We start from the raw sequence: 13,668 nt of genomic DNA on the forward strand, positions 1-13,668 counted from the left end.
CGAGTTTGGCGGCTGCCGCGTGGACGGTTTCGCCCGGGCCGACGCGGATGCTCTTGCCGGACGCGGTGAATTCCACCTGGTGCAGATCCGCGGCGTCGATTTCCGGCGCATCGGCGGCTTGTTCGGCCTGTTCCACCGCGTCGGCGCGGGCCTCGGGTGGCGTGGCGCCGAAGGATTCTTCGTGGTAGCGCGACATGTCGTAGCCGGCCGCTTCCAGCAGGCGTTTGACCGCAGTCATGTATGGCGTCGGGCCGCAGCAGAACACTTCGCGTTCGAGGAAGTCCGGAACCATAAGTTCGAGCATCTTGTGGTTCAGGTAACCGCGATAACCGGCCCATGGCTCACCGAGGCCGTGTTTTTCGCAGATCAGGTGCAGGCTGAAGTTGTCGATCCGCGACGCCATGTGCTCGAGTTCGCGGTGGTAAATGATGTCTTTCGGCGACCGCGCGCTGTGCACGAAAGTCATGTCGACGTTGGCGTTGGTGTCGTAGAACCAGCGCGCCATCGACATGCACGGGGTGATGCCGACGCCACCGCTCAGATACAGGACCTTCGGGCTCGGGAAGTCGATCGCGTTGAACAGCCCGACCGGGCCGTGCACCGCCAGCTCCTGACCTTCATGCAAAGTGTCGTGCAACCAGTTCGAGACCTTGCCGCCCGGCACGCGTTTGATCGTCACCGAAAAGCTGTACGGCACCGACGGCGAGCTGGAAATCGTGTACGAGCGCATGATCGGCTGGCCTTCGATTTCCAGCTCCAGGGTGACGAACTGCCCCGGCTTGAAGAAGAACAGGATCGGCTGGTCGGCCATAAAGCAGAAGGTGCGCACATCCCAGGTTTCCTGGATGACTTTGACGCAACGGACAATGTGTCGGCCATTGGCCCAGGTCTGGGTGGTGACCGGATTCAGGAAGCTGTTGGACATGCTGTTCTCCACGGCCGACTGTCGGCCTCTTGTCGGCGATTCTGCGTATAGCGCAGACCGCGCGTTTACCTATCCGCGACATTGACATACTTATCGCGACCAGCCCTTGAACACCGGGACTTGCGCGTCGGGAACAGATTGCGCCATGTCGCGCATGGATAAGGTTCCCCCCAGCGCCGGCCCCACACTCGCCCAACACAAGACGACTTCTTTACACCTTGCGTAGCAACCGTTTTGCAGCACACCTGATCAGCCACTTTCGCCGGCCACGCAGAGGGCCATGAGGATTACATCGATGGACGTCACCGCAAAAATCAGCCTGGGCGATCCGCTGGAACCCGCACGCAAGGCCACCGCACAAATGCTTCAGGAGCGCGAGCGCACTTTTTCGCTGCCACAGCCGTTCTACAGCGACGAACGTCTGTTCGATATCGATATGCAGGAGATCTTCCAGAAGGAATGGTTGATCGCCGGCATGACCTGCGAGATCCCGGCCAAGGGCAACTATCTGACCCTGCAGGTCGGCAAGAACCCGATCATCGTCATTCGCGGCGCCGAGGGCGTGGTGCACGCGTTCCACAACGTCTGCCGTCACCGTGGCTCGCGCCTGTGCACCAGTGATAAAGGCAAAGTCGCCAAACTGGTCTGCCATTACCACCAGTGGACTTACGAACTGGACGGTCGCCTGCTGTTCGCCGGCACCGAGATGGGCGCCGACTTCGACATGAAGCAATACGGCCTGAAACCGGTGAACGTGAAAACCGCTGGCGGCTACATCTTCATCAGCCTGGCGGAGAACCCGCCGGCCATCGATGACTTCCTGTCGACGCTCAACCATTACATGGAACCGTACGACATGGAGAACACCAAGGTGGCGATTACCACCACCTTGATGGAGAAAGCCAACTGGAAACTGGTGCTGGAAAACAACCGCGAGTGCTACCACTGCAACGCGTCGCACCCGGAACTGTTGAAAACCCTGCTGGAGTGGGACGACGTCACCGACCCGCGCGCCGATCAGGCGTTCAAGGATCACGTCGCCGCCTCCGCCGCTGCCTGGGAAGCGGAAAAGATCCCTTACGCCCACGCCAGTTTCGGCTTGCGCAACCGTATCGTGCGCATGCCGCTGCTCAAGGGCACCGTATCGATGACCCTCGACGGCAAGCAAGGCTGCGCGAAACTGATGGGCCGCATCAAGAACCCGGACCTGGGCTCGATGCGCATCCTGCACCTGCCGCACTCGTGGAACCACTGCATGGGCGATCACATCATCGTCTTCACCGTGTGGCCGATCAGCGCTCAGGAAACCATGGTCACCACCAAGTGGCTGGTGCACAAGGATGCGGTGGAAGGTGTCGATTACGACGTCGAGCGCATGCGCCAGGTGTGGGACGCGACCAACGATCAGGACCGCCGTCTGGCTGAGGAAAACCAGCGCGGGATCAACTCCACCGCTTACCAGCCGGGGCCTTACTCGAAGACCTATGAATTCGGCGTGGTCAACTTCGTCGACTGGTACAGCGAGCGGATGTTGAACAACCTCGGGGCCGAGCCTGCGCCTTACCTCAAAGGTGTACCGGTTCAGGGCTGATCAGAAGCAAAAGATCGCAGCCTGCGGCGGCTCCTACAGGTGGAATGCATTCCCCTGTGGGAGCGAGCCTGCTCGCGAAGGCGTCCTGACCCACGCTACATCTTTCAGTTGATCAATTTCCGACCAATCACCCCCGCCCCCATACCCATCAAGCCCTCCAGCCTTCCGCAAACAAGTTATCCACATAACCGCCCACAGCAAATGGGGGTAACTGTGGATGAGTCAAAAAATATCTTGCTGACTTGCAAAGAAAAACCGTGACTTATTATGAATCACAGTTTCTGAAAACGATCGGTCGTTTTTTGATCAACGCCATGCAGGCCACGGTTTCCAAGGCCTCCAGCGGGTAGCAAACACGTTATCCACAGAAGCGCCAACAGAGATCGGGGACAACTTTGAATCTTCTGTGGAAAACACCTATGACTGGGGAAAACCCCTTCGTCTTAACAGCTCTCGGCGCCCGGGGATCACATTTGATCAATAATTGATCAAACCGATGTAAGCCCTGCTCCATATGGCCTACAGCTGAGAGCGAACATCTTATCCACAGAAGCGCCAACAGAGATTGGGGGCAACTTCTCTATTTATACCGACGGAAAAGCCAGAGAAATCCGTGAGTTACGCTGATCGTTTTTTGATCTTATGGCTGAAAGGCTTGAATGGCGTGGGATGCGAGCAAGGGCGAACACGTTATCCACAGCTTCGCCAACAGGGAATGTGGGTAAGCCGCTTCCCCTCACCCCAACCCTCTCCCAGAGGGAGAGGGGGCCGACCGCGTCGACTGGTGAGGTTACATCGACCTGAAACATTGTATTGATCTCAGGCTTGGCCAGACCAAGGCCACCGCCATGTCGCAGGTCGGTGTACTTGGCCAATTCGCCGCGGTAGGTCCCCTCTCCCTCTGGGAGAGGGCTAGGGTGAGGGGCTTTTCAGCGGACAACGCCTTCTTCAATCAGCAACTTCAGAATCGCTTCAGCCCCAGCCTGCGCGGTAACGCCCTTGAGCACCTGCCCCCCGCCGCCACTGGCTTTGGCCGTCGCGGCCTTCATCCGGTCGGCGCCGCTCTTGGCCTTGATCACCTTCAAGCGCTTGGGCCGTGGCTTGGCCGGTTGCAGTGTGGCGACGGCCAACAAATGGTCCTCCACCACTTCAACGTCATCGGCGGCCAATTCGCCCCGTCGTGCCGGGCCATACGCGCTCTGCCGAGGCTTCGGCGCGGCGTTATCCACAGTGGCCAGAAACGGCAGTTTGACCTTCAAGCGGCGTCGCTGGCCGCGCGGCAACGCTTGCAGGACCAGCGCTGAACCATCATTGATCGATTCGACCTGCGCCAGGCCCACCACCAGCGGCCAGCCCAGACCTTCGGCCAGCAGGAACGGCAACATTCCTGAACCTTCGCCGGTTTCCGCCTGGCTACCGGTCAGCACCACTTGCGCTCCGGCATCGCGCAGGTATGCGGTCAGCGCCGGCAAGGCGTCGGCGCCAGCGGGTTGTTCCAGCACATGCAGCTGTTCCAGGCCCATGCCCAAATAGGCGCGCAGGGCCGGTTCGGCTACATCACCGGCGTGCAGCACTTGCAGGTTATCCCCAGCCAGTTGCAGGCCCAGTTCCACCGCGCGCGCATCCTGATCGGCGCGCCGTGGCCGACCTGAGGTCGGGTGAGCGCCGATTGAAACCAGACTGATAACGTTCGTGTTCATAGCGTTTCCTTAAGCCGCATCGCGCTTGGCTTCGTTGCGGTAAGCCGCGACCGCTTCGATCAACGCTTGCAGAATCTCTGCGCTTTCGCCGATCACCGAGAGGTCGGCACGCTTGATCATGTCGCAACCCGGATCAAGGTTGATTGCCACCACCTTGTCGCAGGCGCCAATGCCTTGCAGGTGCTGGATCGCGCCAGAGATACCCACAGCCACATAGACCCGCGCGGTGACCCAGGTGCCGGACGCGCCGACCTGGCGGTCCCGCGCCATGAAGCCGTCGTCCACCGCAACCCGCGAAGCGCCTTCGGTGGCGCCGAGGGCTGCGGCGGTTTCGTGGAACAACTGCCAGTCCTTCACACCATTACCGCCGGAGAAGATGAACTCGGCTTCGGCCATCGGAATCGCTGCCGGATCCACCGCCACGGCACCAAGATCCTCGATTCGCGACAAGCTGCGCGCGACGCTTGTGGATAACTCCACTGGCAACGCTTCGTGACGGGTTTCGCTGACCGGCTCTGCGCATTCGGCAGCGGCGAGAATCAACCGCGCCACTGGACGCGCCAAGTCTTGCAATCCGGCCCCGGCGCGGCCGATGCATTCTTGATCCTTAACCTGCCAGACCCGCGTGGCCGGGCGCTCACCCAAGGCTGCAGCAAAGCGCCGGCCGAGTTCGCCGCCACCGCTGCGGCTGTCCGGCAGCAACCAGTGACGCGGGTTGAATTGGTTATCCACAGCGCGCAAACCCTGCACCCGCTGCTCCGGTGCATAACCGCTGAATTCCTCGCCTTCCAGCACCAGCAGGCGATCGACGCCAGCAGTTTCGAAAGCGCTTTCCTTGTGCTCGCCGAACACCACAGCAAGCACCGCACCATCAGTGCCGGCCAGTTGGTGAGCGAGGCCGAGCAGATCGCGGTCGTGGCTGCTCAGGCGACCGCCGACCATATCCGGCACCACGCTGATGTAGAACGCCGGAGCCGGTACCTGATGCAGCGGCAACTGCACTTCAACAGCAGCCGAGCGTTTGACCGCCCCGCCCTGCTGCGCGCCGCTGCGGTCGATCCGTTTGATGCCGTTGGGGCCGATAAAACCCATGCCGTGCAGATTCTTGCGGATGACGCCATTGGGCCCCATCCAGCTGTGCTGCGCCGGTTGCATCGCCGCGTGCAGCGGGTGCAAACGGTTACGGGCAATCCATTCGGCGCGCGGGTCGCGGCGGATAATGTCGCTCATCAGTGCACCTCCGCAGGTTCACGTTTGGCCGGCGTGGCAAGCTTGCTTGGCGCGGCGTCCTCAAGCAACGCGTCGGCGACCAGTTCGGCGATGTCCTTGATCAGCGGACGCGGTTCGACCACGCCTTCGAGCATCGCCGTGCACTGTGGACAACCCACCGCCACCAGTTCGGCGCCAGTTTCGCGGATGTCTTCCATGCGCATGTCGGGGATACGCTGCTTGCCCGGAATGTCAGTGATCGGCGCGCCGCCACCACCGCCGCAGCAGCGTGAGCGGAAGCCGGACCGTTGCATCTCTTTGACTTCAATGCCGAGGGCACGCAGCACTTCGCGCGGCGCTTCGTACTCGCCGTTGTAGCGGCCCAGGTAGCACGGATCGTGATAGGTCACGCTGTTGCCTTTGTGCTGACCGAGGTTGAGCGCGCCGGCCTGAATGATTTCCGCCATGTAGGTGCTGTGGTGCTGCACCAGGTAGTTGCCATCGAAGGCGCCGTATTCGTTTTTCAGCACATGGAAACTGTGCGGATCGCAGGTGACGATGCGGTTGAAGCTGTATTTGGCCAACGTCTGGATGTTGCGCTTGGCTAGCAACTGGAACGTAGCCTCGTCGCCGAGACGCCGCGCCACATCACCACTGTCGCGCTCTTCGAGGCCGAGCACGGCGAAGTCGATGTTTGCCGCTTTCAGCACTTTGACGAACGCGCGCAGGGTGCGCTGGTTGCGCATGTCGAAGGCGCCGTCGCCGACCCAGAACAGCACGTCGGTGGATTTCTTCTCACTGAGCAGATTGAGGTTCAGATCCGCCGCCCAGTTCATCCGCCCGCCCGGGGCGAAACCGCCGGGGTTATCGGTGGCGATCAGGTTTTCGAGGACTTCGGCACCCTTGTTCGGCGTCGCACCTTTTTCCAGGGTCAGATGCCGGCGCATGTCGACGATCGCATCGACGTGCTCGATCATCATCGGGCATTCCTCGACGCAGGCACGGCAGGTGGTGCACGACCACAGGGTTTCGGCATCGACCAGACCGTTGACGATCGGTTGGTGCGGGTTGCCGCCATGCTCGCCGATCGGTTTGCCTGGATACGGGCTGCCGGCGAACTTCGCGTCAGTGCCGCCGGCGAGGCCGACGACCATGTCCTGAATCAGTTTTTTCGGGTTCAGCGGCTGGCCGGCGGCGAAGGCCGGGCACGCTGCTTCGCACTTGCCGCACTGCACGCAGGCGTCGAAACCGAGCAACTGGTTCCAGGTGAAATCCTTGGGTTTTTCCACGCCCAGTGGCGCATCGGGATTGTTCAGATCCAGTGGCTTCAAACCGGTCGAGCGCCCGCCGCCGAAACGTTCCGGGCGACGGTGCCAGGCCAGGTGCAGCGCACCGGCAAAGGCGTGCTTCATCGGCCCGCCCCAGGTCATCCCGAAGAACAGTTCCGACACGCCCCACAGCACACCAACACCGAGGATGGCGGCGAGCACCCAACCGCCGAAGTTTTCCGGCAGGATCCCGGCGACCGGAAGGGTCACCAGGAAAAACGACGCGGAGAAGGCCAGCAGGCTTTTCGGCAGGCGCATCCACGGGCCTTTCGACAGACGCGCAGGCGGATTGACCCGGCGCAGATACATGAAGATCGCGCCGACAAACATCACCGCCGACATCAGCAGCAAGGCGTAGCCAAGGATGCGGTTATGCAGGCCGAAACCGTGCACCAGAATGGCCAGCACAATCGACGCCACCGCACCGCCCGCCGTGGCGACGTGGGTGTTGGCAATGTATTTGTCCCGCGCGACGACGTGGTGCAGGTCGACCATGTAGCGCTTGGGCATGGCCAGCAGACCACCGAGCAGATCGACCTTCGCCGCCCGCCCCCGGCGCCACATGTTCATCCGCCGCAACGCGCCGAGGACCGCAAGGCCCAGGGCTGCGAACAACAGGATTGGAAGAAGGGTGTTCAACATCAGAGTCACCTCTGGCGAGCGGCAAGCTGCAAGCTACAAGCGGCAAGAAAGAGCAGCATGGATCGGCTGTGCATTTACTTGCAGCTTGAAGCTTGTGGCTTGCAGCTGAGCCGTCAAAAATCCTTACAGAGCCGAAGTGCGTCGTAAATGGCGGCGTGTGTATTACGCTGCGCCACGCAGTCGCCGATGCGGAACAGCAAGTAGCCGTCGCCCGCTTCGCTCAGCGAAGGTTGCGGCTGGATCGCGAACAGCGCTTCGACGTCGATCTGGCCCTTGTTGCGCGAGCCGTCCTTGAGGGCGTAGTAGATTTCCTCGTCCGGGCGCACGCCGTTTTCGACGACCACCTGATCGACCACCCGTTCCTCTTTCGCGCCGGTGTATTCGTTCTCCAGCACTGCGATCAGCTTGTCGCCCTCGCGGTAGACCTTCTCCAGCATCATGTCGCCGGTCATGATCACTTCTTTCGGGTACATGCTGCGGTAGTAGGTCGGGAACGACGTGCCGCCGATGGCCACGCCCGGTTTGATGTCGTCGGTAACGATCTCGACCTGGCTGCCCTTGTCGGCGAGGAAGTCGGCGACCGACATGCCGGTGAACTCGCAAATGGTGTCGTAGACCAGCACGTTCTTGCCCGGCGCAACCTTGCCGTCGAGCACGTCCCAGCTGCTGACCACCAGCCCCTCGGCCGCGCCCCAGTGTTCGTTCTGCTCAAGGTACGGATGACCGCCAACCGCCAGCACCACCACGTCCGGACGCAGGTCCATGATGGTGTCGGCATCCGCCGCCGTGCCCAGGCGCAGATCGACTTTCAGCCGCGCCAGTTCCAGCTGGAACCAGCGGGTGATGCCGGCGATCTGGTCACGCTGCGGTGCTTTCGATGCGGTGGTGATCTGCCCGCCGATGAAGTCTTTTTTCTCGAACAGCGTGACATCGTGGCCACGCTCGGCAGCCACGCGTGCGGCTTCCATCCCGGCCGGGCCGGCACCAACGATCACCACCTTGCGTTTCGGCCCGGTGGATTTCTCGATGATGTGCGGCACGCCCATGTATTCACGGGAGGTCGCGGCGTTCTGGATGCACAGCACGTCCAGGCCCTGATACTGACGGTCGATGCAATAGTTGGCGCCGACGCACTGCTTGATCTGGTCGATCTGGCCCATCTTGATCTTGGCGATCAGGTGCGGGTCAGCAATGTGCGCGCGGGTCATGCCGACCATGTCGACGTAACCGCCCTCAAGGATGCGCGTGGCCTGGTTCGGGTCCTTGATGTTCTGCGCGTGCAACACCGGCACCTTGACCACTTCCTTGATCCCGGCAGCCAGGTGCAGGAACGGCTCCGGTGGATAACTCATGTTCGGAATCACGTTGGCCAGGGTGTTGTGGGTGTCGCAACCCGAGCCGACCACGCCGATGAAATCGAGCATGCCGGTGTCGTCGTAATACTTGGCGATCTGCTTCATGTCCTCGTGGGACAAGCCGTCCGGGTGGAACTCGTCACCGCACAGGCGCATGCCCACGCAGAAGTCGTCACCGACCTCGGCGCGCACGGCTTTCAGAACTTCCAGGCCGAACTTCATCCGCCCTTCGAAGGTGCCGCCCCATTCATCGGTACGCTTGTTGACGCGCGGGCTCCAGAACTGGTCGATCATGTGCTGGTGCACGGCCGACAGTTCGACGCCATCGAGGCCACCAGCCTTGGCCCGGCGCGCAGCCTGGGCGTAGTTGCCGATCACTCGCCAGATCTCTTCCGGCTCGATGGTTTTGCAAGTGGCGCGGTGCACCGGTTCACGGATGCCCGACGGCGACATCAAGGTCGGCCAGTTGAAACCGTCCCAGCGCGAGCGACGGCCCATGTGGGTAATCTGGATCATGATCTTGGCGCCATGCTTGTGCATGGCGTCGGCCAGATTCTGGAAGTGCGGAATGATCCGGTCGGTGGACAGATTGACCGAACTCCACCATTCCTGCGGGCTGTCGATCGCCACCACGGACGAACCGCCGCAGATCGCCAGGCCGATGCCGCCCTTGGCTTTCTCTTCGTAGTATTTGACGTAGCGGTCAGTGGTCATGCCACCGTCAGTCGCGTAGACCTCGGCGTGCGCGGTGCTGAGCACGCGGTTGCGGATGGTCAGTTTGCCGATCTGGATCGGCTGGAACATTGCTTCGAAAGCCATGGCACGGTCCTCGGCTTACAACGGCTTGACGATGAACAAGCCGTCATCGTGGCCCTCTTCGGAGCCTCCGTAGACTTGTTCGGCCACAGTACGGATCTTGCTGCCACGGGCTTCGAGAATCTGGTCCATGGCGCCGGCGAACCAGCCGGTGAACATGTAATCGACCTTGCGCCCGACCTTGCCGTACACGTACACGAATGCCGAGTGTTCGAGCCTGACGCTGGCGGTGCCTTTGTCGAGGTCGATGTCCTGAATCTTGAACAGGCCCCAGCCGCGCTGCGACAGGCGCTTCATGTAGTGCTCGAACACCGCGACGCCTTCCAGCCCGTGGCATTCGGCTTCCTTTTCACACCAGTGCCAGGCGGATTTGTAGCCGGCCTTGTAGAGGATCTCGGCATAGGCTTCAGCGCCGAGCACTTCCTCGATGCCCATGTGGTTGTTGACGAAAAAGTGACGCGGCACATAGAGCATTGGCAGGGCGTCGGAGGTCCAGACACCGGTCTCGCTGTCGACTTCGATTGGCAATTGCGGGGCGATCTTGGCCATGGAAACTTAACTCCAGAAAATTTTGTGTGTTGCCCCCGGCGCGGATGGCCGGGAGAAAGGATTCAGAAGTGTGGCGGCTTATTCGCCCCAGACGTCTTTCAGGACGCTTACCCAGTTCTCGCCCATGATCTTGCGCACCACGCGCTCGGAATGGCCGCGCTTGAGCAGGGTTTCGGTGAGGTTGGGGAATTCGCCGACGGTGCGGATGCCCAGCGGGTTGATGATCTTGCCGAAGCTGGTCAGGCGGCGGGCGTAACCCTTGTCGTGGGTCAGGTATTCGAAGAAGTCTTGACCGTGACCCTGAGTGAAATCGGTGCCGATACCGATGGCGTCTTCGCCAACGATGTTCATGGTGTATTCGATCGCTTCGGCGTAATCGTCGATGGTCGAATCGATGCCCTTGGCGAGGAACGGCGCGAACATGGTCACGCCGACGAAACCGCCGTGGTCGGCAATGAACTTCAGCTCTGCATCGGATTTGTTGCGCGGGTGCTCTTTGAGACCCGACGGCAGGCAGTGCGAGTAGCAGACCGGTTTTTTCGATTCGAGAATGACTTCTTCGGAGGTCTTGGAACCGACGTGGGACAGGTCGCACATGACGCCGACGCGGTTCATCTCGGCGACGATCTCGCGACCGAAACCTGACAGGCCGCCATCACGCTCGTAGCACCCGGTGCCGACCAGATTCTGGGTGTTGTAGCACATCTGGACGATGCCAACGCCGAGCTGCTTGAACACCTCGACATAGCCAATCTGGTCTTCAAAGGCATGGGCATTCTGGAAGCCGAAGAGGATGCCGGTCTTGCCTTGTTCCTTGGCCCGACGGATGTCGGCGGTGGTGCGCACCGGCATCACCAGGTCGCTGTTCTCGCGGATCAGTTTCTGGCTGGCAGCAATGTTGTTCACGGTCGCCTGAAAGCCTTCCCACACCGACACAGTGCAGTTGGCCGCCGTCAGACCGCCCTTGCGCATGTCTTCGAACAGCTCGCGGTTCCATTTGGCAATGATCAGACCGTCGATAACGATGCTGTCGGCGTGTAATTCGGCTGGGCTCATCAGGCGTCCCCTTATTGGCAATTCATGCGCCGAATCGTCTGCCGGCGCTTTGGGGCCAGCATATGCCTCGGTGCCGGGGCGACCGGGTGCAAAAACGACAGGGGAATTGCCGAAAGCGTCAATCCGCGACAAAGGGTCGTCGGCCGCCCTCCTCGGCTGGCTGTTCAAGCCCGCGCGCTTGCGCCAGAATCTGCCGCAGCCTGCACCTACCAACGGATTAGAGCGACCCCAATGAAATCGATCTTCCTCGCCCTGGCACTGATTGCGACCGGCGCCCACGCCGCCGAAGAATCCGAGAACAACCCGTGCGACGCGGTGGAAAACGACATCCAGACCCTGGAATGCTCCGCCTACAGCCGCAGCACCGCCGAAGACCTGCTCAAGGACAACTACGCCAGCCTCAACGAACGCATGCAGGCCGCCTACGGCAAGAACCCGACGCAACTGGCCGACATCACCGCCAAACTGAAAACCGCCCAGCAACAATGGTTGAAGACGCGGGATGCGGATTGCGCGGTGGAAGCGTTCCCGGCAACGGCGGGGAGCAAGGCGTTCACCATTGCGCAGAATGATTGTGTCGCGCGGATGAGTGATGAACGGTCGGAGTTTTTGGAGTCGATCGGGCAGGAATAAACATACAAAGGATAAATCAATGATTCCTCATGAAGTGGTCAGCCATATGGTTGACGGCGCAACACCGATCCGCGCCTGGCGCGAATATCTCAACCTGACTCAGGAAGAAGTGGCGAAGCGCATGGGCATCTCGCAACCGGCTTTTGCCCAGCAGGAAACAGTCGCCAAACCCCGCAAGGCCACCCGCGAGAAAATCGCCGCCGCGTTCGGCATCACAACCAGTCAGCTTGAGCTGTAGGCTGCCCTCTTTATTCAAAGGAATTCCCATGAACATCTGCGGCATTGAAATCAAAGGCAGCGAAGCGATCATCGCGGTGGCGGCGCTCGACGGTTCGACGTTGAGCCACGTCCCTCTCGCCACGAAGAAGATTGCTCTGGATGACGATGACGAGGCGGCGAACGTGCGGCGGTTTGCGGCGCAGGTCGCGTCGTTTGTGCGGGAAAACTCGGTGGACCGGATCGCGATCAAGAAGCGCAGCAAAAAAGGCGAGTTTGCCGGTGGGCCGACGACGTTCAAGATCGAGGGTGTGTTTCAGTTGCTGGATGGTTGTGAGGTGACGCTGCTGTCGCCGCAGACGATCAATGCCCAGGCCAAGAAGCACAACTTTGAACTGCCGGGGACGTTGAACAAGTATCAGCATGAGGCTTACAAGGCGGCGTGTTCAGCGTTGGTGAAGAAGTAACCAAGAGCAAGATCAAAAGATCGCAGCCTTCGGCAGCTCCTACTTTGGAATGCATTTCCCTGTAGGAGCTGCCGAAGGCTGCGATCTTTTGACTTTCAGATCTGTGCGGTACGCCGGTCTTCGCGGGGGCAGCGGGCGAAACGCGCGCGATAACTGCGGGTGAAATACGACGGTGATTCAAAACCGCAGGCAATGCTGACTTCGAGCACGCTCATATCGGTCTGGCGCAGCAACTGCCGGGCCTTTTCCAGCCTCAACCGCAGATAGAAGTTGCTCGGCGTATCGTTCAGGTGCAGCCGGAACAAACGCTCCAGTTGCCGCCGGGTCACCTTGATCGACTCCGCCAGTTGCAACGTGGTCAGCGGCGGTTCGCTGTGCTGTTCCATCTCGCCGATCACCTGCACCAGTTTCTTGTTGCTGATGCCGTAACGCGTGGCGACTTCCATGCGCTGGTGATCCTTGCGTGGGCGTATGCGCCCGAGCACAAACTGCTCGCTGACCTGAATCGCCAGTTGCGGGCCGTGGGCCTGGGCAATCAGGTCGAGCATCAGATCAATCGAGGCCGTGCCACCCGCCGAGGTGATCCGCCGCCGGTCGATCTCGAACAGCTCCTGGGTCACGCTGAGCTGTGGATAAGATTCCTTGAACGCATCGATCGCCTCCCAGTGCAGGGTCAGGCGATGGCCATCGAGCAGGCCCGCTTCGGCGAGGACGAAGCTGCCGGTGTCGATGGCGCCGAGGGTTACGCCGTCCTTGTCCAGCCTGCGCAGCCAGTGCTCCAGCGTCGGCGTGATGAACTTCAGCGGTTCGAAGCCGGCCACCACCAGCAAGGTCGCGCCTTTCTTCAGCGGCTCCAGTGCCGCATCGGCGTTGACCGACATGCCGTTGCTCGCCAGTACCGCGCCGCCATCGGCGCTGAGCACATGCCAGCGGTACAACTCGCCGCGAAAGCGGTTGGCTACGCGCAGCGGTTCGATCGCGGAAATAAAGCCAATGGCGGAGAACCCCGGCATCAGCAAAAAGTAGAAATCCTGGGACATGGGCGCACTCGGTTGGCGGGTCGCGTGGCTCGTTGATACGCCGATTATCGGCGGCGTTCAAGCGTGCAGGTCGCTACAGTGCAAATGCCAGTCGCCGCAGTGCGCTTTCACGGGTGCATAGCTGCGTAACTTGGCCTCACC

The 13,668-nt window shown here is 61.0% G+C and carries 10 protein-coding genes and 2 pseudogenes; 4 read left to right on the plus strand and 8 right to left on the minus strand.

The features are described 5' to 3' along the window. Window positions 1-925 (minus strand): glycine-betaine demethylase subunit GbcB (gene gbcB, locus V8J63_RS00005; protein WP_336463409.1); only part of this gene is annotated, 925 nt, incomplete at its 3' end. A 295-nt stretch (window positions 926-1,220) separates the two neighbouring features. On the opposite strand from gbcB, the gene gbcA reads away from it, so the two are divergent. Then, entirely contained in the window at window positions 1,221-2,516 is a 1,296-nt protein-coding gene (gbcA, locus tag V8J63_RS00010; RefSeq protein ID WP_122748161.1) for a glycine-betaine demethylase subunit GbcA, read from the plus strand. A 929-nt stretch (window positions 2,517-3,445) separates the two neighbouring features. Here the strand turns inward: gbcA and etfB are convergent. From etfB to V8J63_RS00040, 6 genes are all read right to left on the minus strand, one after another. Beyond that, entirely contained in the window at window positions 3,446-4,216 is a 771-nt protein-coding gene (etfB, locus tag V8J63_RS00015; RefSeq protein ID WP_336463410.1) for an electron transfer flavoprotein subunit beta, read from the minus strand. Between the two features lie 9 nt (window positions 4,217-4,225). After that, the gene (gene etfA / locus V8J63_RS00020) at window positions 4,226-5,446 is read right to left on the minus strand and encodes an electron transfer flavoprotein subunit alpha (RefSeq protein WP_151551871.1); all 1,221 of its coding nucleotides are present in this window, start codon (window positions 5,444-5,446) and stop codon (window positions 4,226-4,228) included. Further along, window positions 5,446-7,395 (minus strand): dimethylglycine demethylation protein DgcB, encoded by a 1,950-nt coding sequence (dgcB, locus tag V8J63_RS00025; RefSeq protein ID WP_122602950.1) that lies wholly within the window; start codon window positions 7,393-7,395, stop codon window positions 5,446-5,448. The genes etfA and dgcB overlap by 1 nt, the downstream gene beginning before the upstream one ends. Before the next feature lie 113 nt (window positions 7,396-7,508). Continuing rightward, the gene (gene dgcA / locus V8J63_RS00030) at window positions 7,509-9,569 is read right to left on the minus strand and encodes a dimethylglycine demethylation protein DgcA (RefSeq protein ID WP_024014595.1); all 2,061 of its coding nucleotides are present in this window, start codon (window positions 9,567-9,569) and stop codon (window positions 7,509-7,511) included. 15 nt (window positions 9,570-9,584) lie between these two features. Beyond that, window positions 9,585-10,115, minus strand: coding sequence for a DUF5943 domain-containing protein (locus tag V8J63_RS00035; protein WP_336463411.1), 531 nt, complete (start codon window positions 10,113-10,115; stop codon window positions 9,585-9,587). Between the two features lie 78 nt (window positions 10,116-10,193). After that, the gene (locus V8J63_RS00040; protein ID WP_016772817.1) at window positions 10,194-11,171 is read right to left on the minus strand and encodes a dipeptidase; all 978 of its coding nucleotides are present in this window, start codon (window positions 11,169-11,171) and stop codon (window positions 10,194-10,196) included. A gap of 231 nt (window positions 11,172-11,402) precedes the next feature. Here V8J63_RS00040 and V8J63_RS00045 point away from each other — a divergent pair, with 231 nt between their 5' ends. The 3 genes and pseudogenes from V8J63_RS00045 to V8J63_RS00055 all read left to right on the plus strand — a co-directional run bounded on the left by V8J63_RS00045 (window position 11,403) and on the right by V8J63_RS00055 (window position 12,487). Continuing rightward, on the plus strand, window positions 11,403-11,804 hold the full coding sequence (locus V8J63_RS00045) for a lysozyme inhibitor LprI family protein (protein ID WP_024014598.1): 402 nt from the start codon (window positions 11,403-11,405) through the stop codon (window positions 11,802-11,804). A 10-nt stretch (window positions 11,805-11,814) separates the two neighbouring features. Further along, window positions 11,815-12,042 (plus strand): annotated as a pseudogene (locus tag V8J63_RS00050) (helix-turn-helix domain-containing protein); the annotation flags it as partial. Window positions 12,043-12,070: 28 nt separating this feature from the next. Continuing rightward, a complete protein-coding gene (locus tag V8J63_RS00055) occupies window positions 12,071-12,487 on the plus strand; it encodes a DUF3010 family protein (protein ID WP_016772815.1) in 417 nt (138 codons plus the stop codon). A gap of 39 nt (window positions 12,488-12,526) precedes the next feature. Here the strand turns inward: V8J63_RS00055 and V8J63_RS00060 are convergent. Beyond that, window positions 12,527-13,527: pseudogene (locus V8J63_RS00060) on the minus strand (GlxA family transcriptional regulator). Window positions 13,528-13,668 lie beyond the last annotated feature (141 nt).

Source organism: Pseudomonas sp. CCNWLW23, assembly GCF_037095675.1.
Lineage (GTDB): Bacteria > Pseudomonadota > Gammaproteobacteria > Pseudomonadales > Pseudomonadaceae > Aquipseudomonas > Aquipseudomonas atacamensis.